Raw genomic sequence first — 15,961 nt, 5'->3', positions numbered from 1 at the left:
CCGTCCTAATCTTCGCGAGGTGCCGAGTGCACTACACATTAGCACGGTCGTAATGGCAAAGAGGACGGTCATAATTGGGGAAAACGCTCAAAAAAGAGGGAAAAGTCCCTTTTTGAGGTCAAAAAAACGGATTAACATTTATTTTGTTCCGGATGTCTTGCGAGCCGGAAAAATACGTTTTTTACAATAACCCCTTAGCGAGAGACTACTTAATCCGGACACGGCAAGGCTGTTGCAATTCCTTTTTCCACTTCTGTACAAATGCGAACCAGTCCTCTTTTGTCTTATAACCAAATGTTTCCTTCATGGATGTAAAGGTGATATGATAAGTAAAGGACGATTTTCCCTCCGCTCCTATTATATATAGGTAATTGACGGGGTCTTGCGATTCTCCTTTTATAAGTCCGGACGGCAGGCAGGTAGCGACGCCGACCGTTTCTTTTGCATATTTGACCGTATCGTTCACAGGCCAGTCCCTTCCCCAGCAGGCAATCAAACCCTGATGATCGGAAAAAGAGGTGGAACCTTTTATGTTCAGAACACCTGTGCTGAATATCTCTTTCTTCAACGGTTCGGCAAAAAAGACCTGCACTTCACAATCCCGATGCCCGGCATACAGGATATAACGGACTGTCATTTGGAGCTCCGAACCCTGATACTGCCAGTCGTTCGAAACAATATCCGTAACAGTACGCACCGGACCATACGCCCGAATCGTCTCCGTCAGGCTGGCGACCGGCTCGATATGGGTAGCTTTTTTACCGTCCCATCCTTTCAATGCGCCGACACCGCAACTGCCGCCTACCAACAACACGTCGTCACCGAAACCGCGTGCCAACTGTTCGTCTGTCGGATAAAACTGGGATTCCTGTATCTCAAAACCTTTATTGAACTTTCCGTAAATATCGACGGTCTGCTTCTTGTCGAAATAAATGCGATAGGCTACTAACTCCGACTCGAAAGCCGGACCGTGATGATGCAGCTGGTTGTAGATATTGCTTGTTCCCGGAATGGTCAGGGAGGTAATCGGGACATGCTTGCCGTTCCTGTCGCTCACCAGCATCTCGGCAAACACACGGGATGGATAAGTCCGGTCCGTCTTCTCGGAAGACAGGACGACTTTAAGCTTTTTTACCGCTCCGGAAGGGACATCCAACACGAAGGCTAATTCATCCGCCTTACGGTCGCCATCGAGGTCATCCAATTGGGAAGGAATTTCCGTTGTCCCGTCCCAGACCGTTGCCGAACGCACCCGAAAAGAGGGATTCATATCGCTCAGGCGGAGCACGACCGGCTCGTCTGCCTTATCGATATTCCATTCATTGGAGACTTCTACGGTGCGGGCCAGCTCTTCCGCCTGCGCCTTATGTTGGAAGGCGGCAAAAAGAAATCCGGTCATACAAAGCGTAATTAACGGCCTTGTGGTTTTCTGATTAAAATTCATGGTACTGTCTTATTTTATTTTTATTGGTCTACCCGGAAGCAAAAATACAAAAGATATTCTAAAGCATATGCTCAAAAAAACCTAAAGTGTGCAGATTCCGGAAGAAAGTTCTTTGATATAAAGAATGTTTGATTACTTTTGCAGGTCAGTATTTGAAGGTTAATGCGAACAAATATCTGATATAGAAATCTAATATTCCTATAATATGAGTTTAAAAATTATTGTATTAGCGAAACAGGTTCCGGACACACGTAATGTGGGAAAGGATGCGATGAAGGAAGACGGGACAATCAACCGTGCTGCCCTTCCTGCCATCTTCAACCCGGAAGACTTGAACGCGTTAGAACAGGCCCTTCGTTTGAAAGATGCCTATCCGGGAACTACAGTAACCCTGTTGACAATGGGTCCGGGGCGCGCCGCAGAAATTATTCGTGAAGGTTTATATCGTGGAGCAGATAACGGTTATCTGCTGACAGATCGTGCATTTGCCGGCGCAGACACCTTGGCTACGTCTTACGCGCTTGCCACAGCGATCAGGAAAATCGGTGACTACGATATCATTATCGGAGGACGTCAGGCTATCGATGGCGACACGGCACAAGTAGGTCCGCAGGTAGCTGAAAAATTAGGACTGACACAGATCACATATGCTGAAGAAATCCTGAATGTAGACGAAAAGAGCCGCCGCATCACGGTAAAACGCCATATCGACGGCGGTGTCGAAACAGTGGAAGGCCCGCTGCCTATCGTGATAACGGTCAACGGTTCGGCTGCCCCATGCCGCCCGCGTAATGCCAAACTGGTGATGAAATACAAACGGGCATTAGGCGCACAGGAGAAAGCTCCGGCACCTGCCTGCCATCCGGAAGGCGTAGCGGCATTAGCTTACCCTGAACTGTATGAGAAACGTCCGTATCTGAACATTCCGGAATGGAGCGTGGCAGATGTAAACGGAGATCTCGAACAATGCGGTCTGTCCGGTTCGCCGACGAAGGTTAAAGCCATTCAGAACATCGTGTTCCAGGCAAAGGAAAGCAAGACGCTGACCGGCTCGGACAAGGATGTGGAAGATTTGATTGTTGAACTGTTAGCTAACCACACTATCGGATAAGAGTATGAATAATGTATTTGTATATTGTGAGCTTGAAGGTACGACGGTTGCCGATGTAAGCCTCGAACTGCTGACCAAAGGTCGCAAGTTAGCGAATCAGTTAAACTGCCAGCTCGAAGCCATTGTTGCAGGTTCCGGCCTGGAAGGGATCGAGAAGCAGGTGATGCCTTACGGCGTCGACAAGTTGCACGTCTTCGATGCACCGGGATTGTTCCCTTACACCTCTCTCCCGCATTCTTCTGTCCTGATCAATCTGTTCAAAGAAGAAAAACCGCAAATCTGCCTGATGGGTGCAACGGTTATCGGCCGTGACTTAGGACCACGTGTTTCATCCGCCCTGACAAGCGGTTTGACGGCAGACTGTACTTCCCTTGAAATCGGTTCGCACGAAGATAAGAGAGCAGGTAAAACGTATGAAAACCTGTTATACCAGATCCGTCCGGCTTTCGGTGGTAACATCGTGGCTACGATCATCAACCCGGAACACCGCCCTCAGATGGCGACTGTCCGCGAAGGTGTGATGAAGAAAGAAATACTGGATGCCAACTACAAAGGCGAAGTGATCAAACACGACGTTGCCAAATATGTTCCGGAAACGGATTATGTAGTGAAAGTCATCGACCGCCACGTGGAAAAGGCAAAACATAACCTGAAGGGAGCTCCGATCGTCATAGCCGGCGGCTACGGAATGGGTTCCAGAGAGGGATTCGACAAATTGTTCGAACTGGCGAAAGAACTTCATGCCGAAGTCGGAGCCAGCCGTGCAGCCGTTGATGCCGGTTACTGCGACCATGACCGCCAGATCGGCCAGACAGGTGTAACGGTCCGTCCGAAACTGTATATCGCTTGCGGTATCTCCGGACAGATCCAGCACATCGCAGGTATGCAGGATGCAGGTATCATCATCTCTATCAACAACGACGAGAACGCTCCGATCAACACGATTGCCGACTATGTTATCAACGGCACGGTTGAAGAAGTGATCCCGAAGATGATTAAGTATTACAAACAGAACAGCAAGTAAAGAGATGGCAAATTATTATACAGACATTCCGGAACTCAAGTATCACTTGAACAATCCGATGATGGAACGTATTTGCGAACTGAAAGAACGCAATTACAGAGATAAAGAAGAGTTCGACTATGCACCCCAGGATTATGCCGATACGTTGGATTCATTCGACAAGGTGCTCGAGATCACCGGCGAAATTACCGGCGAAATCATCGCTCCCAATGCCGAAGGTGTCGACGAAGAAGGCCCTCACTGTGCTAACGGACGTGTGGAATATGCTTCCGGAACGAAGCAGAATCTGGACGCAATGGTCAAAGCCGGCCTGAACGGTATGACGATGCCGCGCCGTTTCGGTGGTTTGAACTTCCCGATCACTCCGTACACCATGTGTGCCGAAATCGTATCTGCTGCAGATGCCGGATTCGGAAACATCTGGTCACTCCAGGACTGTATCGAAACATTATATGAGTTCGGTAACGAAGACCAACACAGCCGTTTCATCCCGCGTATCTGTGCCGGAGCGACGATGTCTATGGACCTGACAGAACCGGATGCCGGTTCGGACCTCCAGTCCGTGATGTTGAAAGCGACTTTCGACGAGAAAGAAAATTGCTGGCGCCTGAACGGTGTAAAACGTTTCATCACCAATGGCGATGCAGACTTGCACCTGGTACTGGCCCGCTCGGAAGAGGGAACAAAAGACGGACGCGGTTTGTCTATGTTCATCTACGACAAGGAAGAAGGCGGTGTGGATGTGCGCCGTATCGAAAACAAATTGGGTATCCACGGTTCTCCTACTTGCGAATTGGTTTACAAGAATGCGAAAGCCGAACTTTGCGGAAACCGCAAATTAGGTTTGATCAAATATGTGATGGCTCTGATGAACGGAGCCCGTTTGGGTATCGCCGCCCAGTCTGTCGGCCTGAGCCAGGCTGCCTACAACGAAGGGTTGGCTTATGCCAAGGAACGGAAACAGTTCGGCAAGGCAATCATCGAATTTCCGGCTGTCTACGACATGCTGTCTATCATGAAAGCGAAACTGGATGCCGGCCGTGCACTGTTGTATCAGACTTCCCGCTATGTAGACATCTACAAAGCATTAGATGATATCGCACGCGAACGCAAGCTGACTCCGGAAGAACGTCAGGAGCAAAAGAAATATGAGAAGTTGGCAGACGCTTTCACACCGTTGGCAAAGGGTATGAACTCCGAATATGCGAACCAGAATGCATACGACTGTATCCAGATTCACGGTGGTTCCGGTTTCATGTTGGAATACGCTTGTCAGCGCATCTACCGCGATGCCCGTATCACCTCCATCTACGAAGGTACGACACAGTTGCAGACTGTAGCTGCTATCCGTTACGTAACGAACGGTTCTTATCTGGCGACCATCCGCGACTTCGAAGCGATCCCATGTTCTCCGGAAATGGAACCGTTGAAAGCGCGGTTAGTTGAAATGGCCAACAAGTTGGGAGCTTGCATGAATATCGTGAAGGAAGCCCAGAACCAGGAATTGCTGGATTTCGTTGCCCGCCGCCTTATGGAAATGGCCGCCGACTGTATTATGGCCCATCTCCTGATCCAAGACGCAACAAGAGCACCCGAAATGTTTGCCAAATCAGCCGTCGTATATCTGAACTACGTTGAAGCCGAAGTTGAAAAACACAGCAGCTTCATCCACAGTTTCAACGCAGACGAATTAGTAAACTACAGACAATAAGAATCATTGTCTCCTCCATAAAAAGAGCCGGGTATCGCTTTGATATCCGGCTCTTTTATTTATATTTGTACCATCACATCACCACCACAGCTTCTCATCCGATGCCACAACCCCCATTGCATAATCCCCCTCAATAACAAATAAGTCAGGAATGCCATCCATAATGCATGGTTTCCCATTGTGCCGGAAAAAAGGTAATAGATCAGGAAGAAGGTACCAGAGGCAACCAGCATGGAATAGAGCATCAGGCGGGTAGCAGTGGCACCGATCAGGATACCATCCCAGAGAAAGGCTGCAAAACCGGCAAACGGGACGGCCAGCACCCAATAGAAATAAGTTCCGGCTTCCTGAATGACGGCAGAATCGTTGGTCAGTAGCGACAGGAAACCTTTCCCTCCTACTCCGTAAAGCAGGGTAAAGAGGAGAGACAACCCGATCCCCCAGCCGAACAGCAGATGAATCATCCGGTTGAGCGCACTTTGGTTTCGGGCGCCGATATAGCGTCCCGCCAACGCTTCGCCGGCATACGCGAATCCGTCCATGATATAAGAGAACAGTGTAAACAATTGCATCAGCAATGTATTGACCGCCAAAACCGTATCCCCCTGCCGGGCTCCCGTAGAGGTAAAAAAGGTTGTAACGGCAACCAGACAAAGCGTCCGGAAGAAGATATCACTGTTTACCTGGAAAAAGCGGCGCATGGCAACCTTATCCACAATCTCCTGCCAGCCGACACGCCCTTTCAACCGCTTCCGATAGTAAACAAGCCACAGAAAGACAGCCATCAGAAACCCGCCATACTGTGCAATCAGCGTTCCCGTGGCAACCCCTTCCACCTTCATTCCAAAGACAAACACAAAGATCAGGCTTGCCACGATATTGACAATGTTCTGCGTTATTGCAATAAACATTGGAAAACGGGAATTCTGCATCCCGATAAACCAACCGGAAAAGCCATATAATCCCAATACGGCCGGTGCACCCCAGATGCAAATACGGAAATAAAGTGCAGCCAAATGCTCCACCTCCGCAGTCGTATCGAGCAAAGCAAAAGCTATTTTCCGTATCGGATACTGCAGCAGAAGCAATGCCAGCGAAATGAAAAGCCCGACTCCCACCGACCGCAACAACACCCGTGTCACCTCCGGCAAATCCCGTCTTCCCAAAGCCTGTGAAGTCATCCCACTCGTCCCCATACGCAGAAATCCGAACAGCCAGTAAATAATATTGAACAACATCCCCCCTACCGCAATCGCCCCTATATAAGAAGCCGCCCCCAGATGCCCGACAATCGCCACATCGACCAGCCCTAATAAGGGTACGGTTATATTGGAAACAATAGAAGGGAGCGCTAATTGAAGGATTTTTTTATTCATAATTATCGCATATACAATAAGCTTATTCTTAAATTTGTAGGCAAAGTTACAGAATACTTTCATAGATAACATGATTACGCAGCAATGTTTCAATCAAAGACAAGGCGCGAACCCTAAGTGGTTGTAAAAACGTTAGATGTTCGCATTCCCTACTAATCAGATATTTACGTATTTGCTTAGAGAAAATGAACATCTATTATTTTTCAACTCTATCATTCGCAAAATTATATGCTAAACGTGTCGTCAATAAAGCTTTTCATAAACATGGAGTCGCATCCTTTATGGGTGCGTGGGTTGAAACATTAAAGGAGCTTCTATCCATGTAACGTCTGTAGGTCGCATCCTTTATGGGTGCGTGGGTTGAAACATTGAAATCATTATGTTCTGCAGGAGCGATTCAGAGTCGCATCCTTTATGGGTGCGTGGGTTGAAACTATTTAATTCCAACTTCTTTGCCTGCTCATTTTCGTCGCATCCTTTATGGGTGCGTGGGTTGAAACATTCAAGAATTCTTCGTTCTGGAAAATATCGTAACGTCGCATCCTTTATGGGTGCGTGGGTTGAAACATGATAAAATCGACCTCTATCATAATCAGTTGCAAGTCGCATCCTTTATGGGTGCGTGGGTTGAAACATATAAGTTATATGTTTGAAGATACAGCATTTTGTCGCATCCTTTATGGGTGCGTGGGTTGAAACGAGGAGATCTGTCGAAATAAACTCTATGAAGTCTGGTCGCATCCTTTATGGGTGCGTGGGTTGAAACTCTTTCTTTTTAATAGCTATATCACTATTCATCTTGTCGCATCCTTTATGGGTGCGTGGGTTGAAACATTTGGCTATTATGAATTTACATCCCTGTGTAGTCGCATCCTTTATGGGTGCGTGGGTTGAAACTTATCGAATATTCGACAATTTAGAATTATTCCAGTCGCATCCTTTATGGGTGCGTGGGTTGAAACTTGCCTCAGACAGCAGCCACGCGATCTGATAGTTGTCGCATCCTTTATGGGTGCGTGGGTTGAAACCGCTCCGAACGTGACGCTCTTAACGATTATTTGAGTCGCATCCTTTATGGGTGCGTGGGTTGAAACAGACTCAGGGACTGAAAGTATGCAACGAGATGGGGAGTCGCATCCTTTATGGGTGCGTGGGTTGAAACTTACTACCCTGGGGCGCCGGCCTTCCATTTTCGTCGCATCCTTTATGGGTGCGTGGGTTGAAACAATATGAAAATTGACTTTATATGAATAAGCGTGACGTCGCATCCTTTATGGGTGCGTGGGTTGAAACCCTTTGATGTGGTGTGCCTTACCATTTCTATCAGTCGCATCCTTTATGGGTGCGTGGGTTGAAACGCATTATACTGTGTTGGTAAATAAATTGTCGTCAGGTCGCATCCTTTATGGGTGCGTGGGTTGAAACAGGAAACACTATCACACCGAAATAAGCCGGTTGTTGTCGCATCCTTTATGGGTGCGTGGGTTGAAACGCATTCGCCAGTCTGCAACGGAGATATTGGAAGTCGCATCCTTTATGGGTGCGTGGGTTGAAACTATGATCATACGTTCGTGTGGACTACCGGTAATAAGTCGCATCCTTTATGGGTGCGTGGGTTGAAACATCTCGGCGTCACTGTCGGACGGGTACGGGTTAGTCGCATCCTTTATGGGTGCGTGGGTTGAAACAGGTTATCGATGTTCGTCCCAAGCAACCGGATATTGTCGCATCCTTTATGGGTGCGTGGGTTGAAACACGTATGGACGAACTCAAAACCTCAGGAAAAAAGGTCGCATCCTTTATGGGTGCGTGGGTTGAAACCAAATACTCAATATCTTGCAATGTTTGTAAGAGAGTCGCATCCTTTATGGGTGCGTGGGTTGAAACAGTGAATACTCTTTCCATAAAGCCGTTATTTAAGTCGCATCCTTTATGGGTGCGTGGGTTGAAACCGCAAAGGTATCGAGGTTTACGCCACCCAAATCACGTCGCATCCTTTATGGGTGCGTGGGTTGAAACTATGCTTATTCGGATGTGCTGTCGGAAGATGAAGTCGCATCCTTTATGGGTGCGTGGGTTGAAACAGTTTCCCGGTACTCAAACGTAAGGCGGAAGGTAGTCGCATCCTTTATGGGTGCGTGGGTTGAAACTCTATAACCATTGCAGCTGTAACGGAAACCTTATGTCGCATCCTTTATGGGTGCGTGGGTTGAAACCTCATAATAAGTAGCGATTGCCCTGTATTTATTGTCGCATCCTTTATGGGTGCGTGGGTTGAAACTGTAAGGACGTATTGAGCGAAGTAAAAGAAACGGCGTCGCATCCTTTATGGGTGCGTGGGTTGAAACATCAACGTGGGCGGTGAATACTTGTGGATGGACGTCGCATCCTTTATGGTGCGTGGGTTGAAACAACACGATGATGAGCGACCCCAACTTTACGGTGGTCGCATCCTTTACGGGTGCGCGGATTAAAACCTGAACCCGCTGTACGAAGACATCAAGGCTTCGTAGTCGTATCCTTTATGAGTACATGAATCAAGTTATTTTTTCGATGCTGAGGAACCTCTGTGTTCGCAGTTGTGCCCATAAAGGATGCTACTATTTATAAATACAATTATTTATAATACTTTTTGCAAGAAGATTAAAGAACTAAAACGCTTGTTTGTTAGAAAATAAAATATAGCTTTGTAAAATATAGTCATAGAGAAACCGTAATTCTCAAAGGATGAACACCTATATTACTATTTATTAATCGTTAACCTAAACATATGGTATATACAAATAAAGAATACTGTCTTGAGGTTAAAGGAAGCATGGCCTGCTTTACCCGTCTGGAAATGAAAGTTGAAAGAGTTAGCTACGATGTAATAACGCCTTCTGCAGCCCGGGCTATTTTTGAATCTATATTTTGGAAACCTGCCATACGATGGAATATTACCCGGATAGAAGTACTAAATCCCATCAGATGGCTTTCCATGAAAAGAAATGAGGTTGGAAGTTTAATGAGTCCCCGTTCATCCGGGTTATTCATCGAAAATAACCGACAACAAAAATCCAGTTTGTTACTAAAAGATGTCTGCTATAGGATTTTTGCAGAGCTGGAATTTATACCCGTAAGGAATAGAACCGAAGACGATAAGCCGAAAGCAACATCGGGATCTTCCGACGAAAATCCCGGTAAATATAATGCAATGTTCGAGCGCAGAGCAAAAAAGGGACAATGTTTCAATCAACCTTATTTAGGCTGCAGGGAGTTCTCTGCTGACTTTACGTATATCGAAAATCCGGTAAAAGGAGAAGGAATACCGGAGGATCGTGATTTAGGCTATATGTTATATGATATGGATTTCACCAACGAAAAAGATCCGAAACCAATGTTCTTCCGTGCAATCATGAAACAAGGAGTCTTGGTCGTTCCATCAATAAACAGCGAGGAGGTACGTCGATGATTTTACAGGCATTATACGATTATTACCAGCGTAAAGCTGCTGATCCGGAGAGCGCCATCGCCCCCCGAGGATTAGAATGGAAAGAAATCCCATATCTTATTCTGATAGATAAAAACGGGAAGTTTTTAGAGTTACAAGATACATCCGAAGGTATAGGAAAACAGAAGCGAGCAAAAAAATATCTGGTCGTTAAAAGTAAAGGGCGTACAGGCAGTAACAGTTGGCAAACTGCAAATATATTTTGGGACCATTTCGGATATGTATTAGCACAACCTAAAAATACAGATGACAAAGGAATGCCGAAAGCATTGGAGGATGCCGCAAAACAAAATAAAACCTTTGTGCAGGAAGTCAAACGGTTTGCCGAGATGTATCCTTCCAATGAAGAGATTCAAGCAGTAGCCGGATTCTATGATGATCCGGAAAATCTTCAACGCATAAAAACGGACCCGCTATGGGAAGAATGTATCAAAAAAGACGGTACAAACATATCCTTTAAAGTAGCCGGACACAATACAATCGTAGCTGATAATCCAGATATAAAATCATCCATAGAAGACTGTTCGGATAAAGATGAACCAATAGGGATATGCCTCATCACCGGAAAAAAGGCTCCGATAGCAATACTCAATAGTGCCATCACCATACCCGGAGGGAAAAGCGGCGCAAAGCTGGTCGGCTTCCAAAAGAAAGCCGGTTACGATTCATATTATAAAGAGCAAGGTATGAACGCGCCTATTTCAAAAGAGGCTGAAGATGCTTATACCACAGCTTTAAATTCTTTATTGGGAAAAGACTCTTCCAACAAATATCACTTGCACGACACATCCGTTGTTTTCTGGTCTCAGAAACCGACAAAGCTGGAACAATGTGTCAGTTTCATATTTGCGCCTCCTCCCAAAGATAATCCGGATAAAAACACGGAAGTTATCAGAGATTTCTTAAAATCCCCCTTCTCAGGAATATTGAATGATGAGGACAAAACACCCTTTTACGTGTTAGGCTTATCTCCTAATGCCGCCCGTATCTCCGTAAGATTCTGGCGACAAGGAACAGTAGGCGAATTCGCCAATCATATCAGACAGCATTTTGAGGACTTGGAAATCACTAAAAGCAAGAATCAAAGAGTCTATTTTTCTCTATTCAACTTGCTGACTCAGGTTGCCTCCTTAAATAAAATGGAAAATCTGCCGCCCAACTTAGCCAGCGATTTAAGCCAAAGTATATGGGACAACCAACCCTATCCGACCACCTTGCAGATGCAATGCCTGATACGGATCAAAGCAGACCGGAATATAACGTCGATAAGGGCCGCTATACTCAAAGCATACTTAAATAGAAAATTCAGAAATCATAATAATCCACCTAAAGAAATTAAAATGGCATTAGATTTAGAAAATAAGAACCAAGCGTACTTATGTGGGCGCTTGTTCGCTATCCTTGAAAAGATACAGAGTGATGCTATTCCAGGAGCCAACTCTACGATTAAAGAGCGCTACTACGGTGCAGCGTCGACCACTCCGACAACGGTGTTCGGCCGTTTATTGTCTTTATCCAGACATCACTTGGCAAAATTTGATACAGGGAAATCTGTTTATTATGAAAAATTACTGCAAAGTGTTATCACCGATCTGGACAGTAACGGGTTACCTAAATATTTATCGATGGACGACCAATCCCGCTTTGCAATCGGTTATTACCATCAAAGAGAAGATTTATATAAAACAACAACAGACAAAGAAAAGAATTAATACTATACAAATATGGAAGCAGCAATAAACAATCGTTATGACTTTATTTATTTATTTGATGTACAGGACGGTAATCCAAACGGAGATCCGGATGCCGGAAACTTACCAAGAGTTGATCCGGAAACAGGTGAAGGCCTGGTTTCTGACGTATGCCTGAAGCGTAAAGTCCGTAACTTTGTTCAAATAGTAAAAGGGTATGAGAAACCTTATGATATATTCATTAAAGAGAAAGCTATATTGAATAATTCGATCACTGAAGCTCATAAACAGGAAGGGGTTAAAGATATAAAAGAAAAAGGAGATAAAACAGAGGCTGCCCGACAATGGATGTGCAGAAATTTTTATGATATAAGAACATTTGGAGCCGTACTTAGTACAGGTGAAAATGCCGGACAAGTTCGTGGTCCTATTCAGTTTACCTTTGCCCGTTCTATCAATCCGATCGTTACCGCCGAGCATAGTATAACCCGCATGGCGGTGGCAACTGATGACGAAGCTAAAAAACAGAGTGGAGATAACCGCACCATGGGCCGTAAGTTCACTGTACCCTATGGATTATACAAAGCAAACGGATTTATTTCCGCACATTTAGCTGCACAGACCGGGTTCAATGAAGAGGACTTGAATTTATTCTGGGATTCACTGAAAAATATGTTCGACCACGATCATTCTGCTGCCAGAGGCATGATGAATGCCCGTAAGTTAATCGTATTCAAGCACAGTACAGCATTAGGAAATGCTTCAGCCCATACCTTATTCAGTTTAGTTAAGGTCCAGCTAAAGGACGACCAACGCCCACCCCGCTCGTTCGACGATTATATTGTCACCATCGACAAGGATAAACTACCGGAAGGTATAGAAGTTCTGGACATGATATGATAGAATACGGAGATGAGGACCTGTTGATGCTTTCCGGAATCCAGCACATAACTTTCTGTGAACGTCAATGGGCCCTTATACATATCGAACAGCAGTGGGCGGAAAACAACCTCACGGTTGAAGGAAGTTGGATGCATCAAAAGGTAGACGATCCAACCTTGATGAACCGTAACAAAGACATAGTAACATTAAGGTCTGTTACGCTCGTTTCAAGACGATTGGGACTCTATGGAATCTCAGATGTAGTGGAAATGGTCGCTTCCACCTCTGGACAAAACGCTATACAACATCCTAAATATCCGGGATTCTGGCAATTAATTCCAGTCGAATACAAACGGGGAAAACCTAAAAAAGACCGGATAGATGAAGTCCAGCTATGCGCACAAGCCATTTGCCTGGAAGAAATGTATAACGTCTGCATAGAAAAAGGCTTTTTGTATTACGGAGAAACTCGCCACCGGGAAGAGATTCCGTTTACCGGAGAACTACGGACACTGGTTGAAGAGAAATGTACTCAAATGCACCGGTTATATGAGCAGAAAATCCTTCCACCGGCAATATACAAAGCGCATTGCAAGTCATGTTCATTATGTGACGTGTGTATGCCTAAGATACTAACAAAAACATCGAAGGTTGAGACTTACCTGTCCCAGTTATATGATTAAAATATGAGAAAACTATTAAACACACTGTATGTAACTACCCCTGAAGCCTATTTGACTAAAGATGGAGAAAATGTAGTAATCAGGGTAAAGGATAAAGATATATTCAGAATTCCGGTTCTGAATATAGAAGGTATCGTCACATTCGGATATATGGGCGCTTCTCCGGCATTAATAAAGATGTGTGCCGAAAGGAATGTAGGATTATGTTTTCTAAGTGCCAACGGACAGTTCCAAGGGAGAGTATCCGGTCCGATAAAAGGGAATGTCCTTTTACGAAGAATACAATACAGAATTGCCGATGACACAAATAAATCGTTAGAGATCAGCCGTCTGTTCATTGCTGGAAAGATAGCAAATTCCCGAACAGTTATAGATCGTTTCAAAAGAGATCACATTTCTTCCAATGAACAGCTTTCTCTTTTTTTATCCGTGTCCGACAAACTGAAAAGATCTAAGAATCAGGCTTTAGTTGCGGAATCCTCCGACGCATTAAGAGGTATAGAAGGAGAGGCTGCGACAACTTATTTCTCTGTATTCAACCAAATGATCATATCGCAATGTGAGGATTTTCCTTTTAGCGGGAGAAACAGAAGGCCACCCAAAGATAAGGTTAATGCCCTGCTGTCATTTGTTTACACCTTACTGAATCACGAAGTACAATCTGCCTTAGAAACGGTAGGACTTGATCCGTATGTAGGCTTTTTACATACCGATCGACCGGGAAGAGCAAGTTTAGCGTTAGATATGATGGAAGAGTTGCGAGCTTATCTGGCAGACAGATTAGTACTGTCCTTAATCAATCGCAAACAAATTTCCGGGAAAGGTTTTGTTGAACACGGAGATAACGGAATTGTAATGGACGAAGATGTTAGAAAAGAGGTTCTGCTTGCCTGGCAAAAGAGAAAAAGAGAGACAATAATCCACCCCTATCTAAATGAATCTGTACCGATAGGGCTTATCCCATATATTCAGGCAATGCTTTTGGCCCGCTTTTTGAGAAATGATTTAGATAATTATCCGGTCTTCTTAATGAAATAATTGTATGTATGTCCTTGTTACGTATGATGTTGAGACAATGACTTCCGACGGGCAGCGCAGGTTACGGCAGGTAGCACGCCAATGTCTGAACTATGGTCAACGCGTTCAGAACTCGGTCTTTGAGTGTTCTGTCTCGCCTGCTCAGTTTACCGAGTTAAGGTTAAAGTTATTGGATATTATAGATCATAAAAAAGATAGCATCCGCTTCTATTTCTTAGGGAATAATTATTCTAAAAGGGTTGAATATATAGGTGTCGTCACATCATATAATGTAGAAGACGAACTTATTATATAGCTATTCGCGAACATTAAGTATTAACGGGAAAGCAGGAACTTTCGCATTCATTGATTATTAATCTCTTGCACATATCTATTAGCCCTATTTCACCAATAAAGAATCTAAAAAGTTTATTATCGCATAAAGACATCACTAACAAGCTGTAAATGTTTGCATTATTTGCAATGCGGTCGTATCCCGCTGGGGTACGTGGGTTGAAACCTTAGAAAAAATTAAAGATGTCGATGAATTGAAAGTCGTATCCCGCTGGGGTACGTGGGTTGAAACCTTCATTTTTTCAGGATCATATTGTACTGTCTTCGTCGTATCCCGCTGGGGTACGTGGGTTGAAACTCCTATATGATTGAAGAAATGTGTCATTGATTCAAGTCGTATCCCGCTGGGGTACGTGGGTTGAAACTTCTTCCATCGCTCTTACTCTTTATCTTTAAAAAGTCGTATCCCGCTGGGGTACGTGGGTTGAAACCTATTGTACCAGTCGTTCCATTGTCTATTCCAAGTCGTATCCCGCTGGGGTACGTGGGTTGAAACTTTAAAAGAGACATACGAAGCTCTATTTACAGATGTCGTATCCCGCTGGGGTACGTGGGTTGAAACATAAACTTAGCTGCAACTTTCGCTTGGTCTGCTTGAGTCGTATCCCGCTGGGGTACGTGGGTTGAAACAAATTCAGTATTGTATTCATCGGATAGCCTGTTGTCGTATCCCGCTGGGGTACGTGGGTTGAAACACCGATTCAACATCCGCAATGGCCTGATCGACACGGGTCGTATCCCGCTGGGGTACGTGGGTTGAAACCTACCTGGAACACTAAAGGTTGCAAAAGAGGATTGTCGTATCCCGCTGGGGTACGTGGGTTGAAACTATTCACCAGCCCAAGAACTGGAATCTTCAGATGTCGTATCCCGCTGGGGTACGTGGGTTGAAACATTCCATTTTGCTACCTTGCTTATTTTTTGATGTCGTATCCCGCTGGGGTACGTGGGTTGAAACATAGTTGGGGGATACCTGAATACCAATTATGTGAGTCGTATCTCGCCGGGGTACGTGGGTTGAAACACTCTCTTGGTAATGGGATTTACTGGCAAAAAAGGTCGTATCTCGCCGGGGTACGTGGGTTGAAACAATATGAAGCTGGCCGATGGTGTACATACGTTTGTCGTATCTCGCCGGGGTACGTGGGTTGAAACTGTAAATGCTTTCTTTACGGAAA

The 15,961-nt window shown here is 45.1% G+C and carries 11 protein-coding genes and 2 CRISPR repeat arrays (1 of these 13 cut by a window edge); of the genes, 9 read left to right on the top strand and 2 right to left on the bottom strand.

Annotation, left to right across the window (positions count from 1 at the left end; translation table 11 throughout):
* Window positions 1-205: 205 nt before the first annotated feature.
* The gene (locus tag DWU89_RS10325) at window positions 206-1,399 is read right to left on the bottom strand and encodes a DUF4861 domain-containing protein (protein WP_115499567.1); all 1,194 of its coding nucleotides are present in this window, start codon (window positions 1,397-1,399) and stop codon (window positions 206-208) included.
* A 250-nt stretch (window positions 1,400-1,649) separates the two neighbouring features.
* Between DWU89_RS10325 and DWU89_RS10320 the strand changes: the two genes are divergently transcribed.
* Genes DWU89_RS10320 through DWU89_RS10310 form a run of 3 tightly spaced genes read left to right on the top strand, consistent with a single transcriptional unit; the run spans window position 1,650 to window position 5,290 of the window.
* Window positions 1,650-2,555, top strand: a complete 906-nt coding sequence (locus DWU89_RS10320; RefSeq protein WP_115499566.1) for an electron transfer flavoprotein subunit beta/FixA family protein — start codon at window positions 1,650-1,652, stop codon at window positions 2,553-2,555.
* 4 nt (window positions 2,556-2,559) lie between these two features.
* Entirely contained in the window at window positions 2,560-3,579 is a 1,020-nt protein-coding gene (locus DWU89_RS10315; RefSeq protein ID WP_115499565.1) for an electron transfer flavoprotein subunit alpha/FixB family protein, read from the top strand.
* Between the two features lie 4 nt (window positions 3,580-3,583).
* Window positions 3,584-5,290, top strand: coding sequence for an acyl-CoA dehydrogenase family protein (locus DWU89_RS10310; protein ID WP_115499564.1), 1,707 nt, complete (start codon window positions 3,584-3,586; stop codon window positions 5,288-5,290).
* A gap of 59 nt (window positions 5,291-5,349) precedes the next feature.
* Here the strand turns inward: DWU89_RS10310 and DWU89_RS10305 are convergent, their stop codons facing one another.
* Entirely contained in the window at window positions 5,350-6,666 is a 1,317-nt protein-coding gene (locus tag DWU89_RS10305) for an MATE family efflux transporter (protein ID WP_115499569.1), read from the bottom strand.
* A 269-nt stretch (window positions 6,667-6,935) separates the two neighbouring features.
* Window positions 6,936-9,014: direct repeats of the CRISPR family, unit length 32 nt; unit sequence GTCGCATCCTTTATGGGTGCGTGGGTTGAAAC.
* Between the two features lie 422 nt (window positions 9,015-9,436).
* Here DWU89_RS10305 and cas5c point away from each other — a divergent pair.
* From cas5c to cas2, 6 genes are read left to right on the top strand one after another with little or no spacing between them, the layout of a single operon-like run.
* Window positions 9,437-10,117, top strand: a complete 681-nt coding sequence (gene cas5c / locus DWU89_RS10300; RefSeq protein ID WP_115499563.1) for a type I-C CRISPR-associated protein Cas5c — start codon at window positions 9,437-9,439, stop codon at window positions 10,115-10,117.
* On the top strand, window positions 10,114-11,868 hold the full coding sequence (gene cas8c, locus DWU89_RS10295; RefSeq protein ID WP_115499562.1) for a type I-C CRISPR-associated protein Cas8c/Csd1: 1,755 nt from the start codon (window positions 10,114-10,116) through the stop codon (window positions 11,866-11,868). The genes cas5c and cas8c overlap by 4 nt, the downstream gene beginning before the upstream one ends.
* A 12-nt stretch (window positions 11,869-11,880) precedes the next feature.
* Window positions 11,881-12,747, top strand: a complete 867-nt coding sequence (cas7c, locus tag DWU89_RS10290; protein WP_115499561.1) for a type I-C CRISPR-associated protein Cas7/Csd2 — start codon at window positions 11,881-11,883, stop codon at window positions 12,745-12,747.
* Window positions 12,744-13,412, top strand: coding sequence for a CRISPR-associated protein Cas4 (gene cas4, locus DWU89_RS10285; protein ID WP_115499560.1), 669 nt, complete (start codon window positions 12,744-12,746; stop codon window positions 13,410-13,412). Before cas7c ends, cas4 begins: the two co-directional genes overlap by 4 nt.
* 3 nt (window positions 13,413-13,415) lie before the next feature.
* Window positions 13,416-14,450 (top strand): type I-C CRISPR-associated endonuclease Cas1c, encoded by a 1,035-nt coding sequence (gene cas1c / locus DWU89_RS10280; protein WP_115499559.1) that lies wholly within the window; start codon window positions 13,416-13,418, stop codon window positions 14,448-14,450.
* 4 nt (window positions 14,451-14,454) lie between these two features.
* Entirely contained in the window at window positions 14,455-14,745 is a 291-nt protein-coding gene (cas2, locus tag DWU89_RS10275) for a CRISPR-associated endonuclease Cas2 (RefSeq protein ID WP_075966380.1), read from the top strand.
* A gap of 172 nt (window positions 14,746-14,917) precedes the next feature.
* Window positions 14,918-15,961: direct repeats of the CRISPR family, unit length 32 nt; unit sequence GTCGTATCCCGCTGGGGTACGTGGGTTGAAAC; it runs 306 nt beyond the window's last position.

It is taken from the genome of Parabacteroides acidifaciens (assembly GCF_003363715.1).
Lineage (GTDB): Bacteria > Bacteroidota > Bacteroidia > Bacteroidales > Tannerellaceae > Parabacteroides > Parabacteroides acidifaciens.
This window is presented reverse-complemented; position numbering and strand designations above follow the sequence as displayed.

Bases quoted from the DNA above. Each gene is read 5' to 3' on its own strand.
- DWU89_RS10325 (WP_115499567.1), bottom strand. From the start codon at position 1,399: ATGACCGGATTTCTTTTTGCCGCCTTCCAACATAAGGCGCAGGCGGAA.
- DWU89_RS10320 (WP_115499566.1), top strand. From the start codon at position 1,650: ATGAGTTTAAAAATTATTGTATTAGCGAAACAGGTTCCGGACACACGT.
- DWU89_RS10315 (WP_115499565.1), top strand. From the start codon at position 2,560: ATGAATAATGTATTTGTATATTGTGAGCTTGAAGGTACGACGGTTGCC.
- DWU89_RS10310 (WP_115499564.1), top strand. From the start codon at position 3,584: ATGGCAAATTATTATACAGACATTCCGGAACTCAAGTATCACTTGAAC.
- DWU89_RS10305 (WP_115499569.1), bottom strand. From the start codon at position 6,666: ATGAATAAAAAAATCCTTCAATTAGCGCTCCCTTCTATTGTTTCCAAT.
- cas5c (WP_115499563.1), top strand. From the start codon at position 9,437: ATGGTATATACAAATAAAGAATACTGTCTTGAGGTTAAAGGAAGCATG.
- cas8c (WP_115499562.1), top strand. From the start codon at position 10,114: ATGATTTTACAGGCATTATACGATTATTACCAGCGTAAAGCTGCTGAT.
- cas7c (WP_115499561.1), top strand. From the start codon at position 11,881: ATGGAAGCAGCAATAAACAATCGTTATGACTTTATTTATTTATTTGAT.
- cas4 (WP_115499560.1), top strand. From the start codon at position 12,744: ATGATAGAATACGGAGATGAGGACCTGTTGATGCTTTCCGGAATCCAG.
- cas1c (WP_115499559.1), top strand. From the start codon at position 13,416: ATGAGAAAACTATTAAACACACTGTATGTAACTACCCCTGAAGCCTAT.
- cas2 (WP_075966380.1), top strand. From the start codon at position 14,455: ATGTATGTCCTTGTTACGTATGATGTTGAGACAATGACTTCCGACGGG.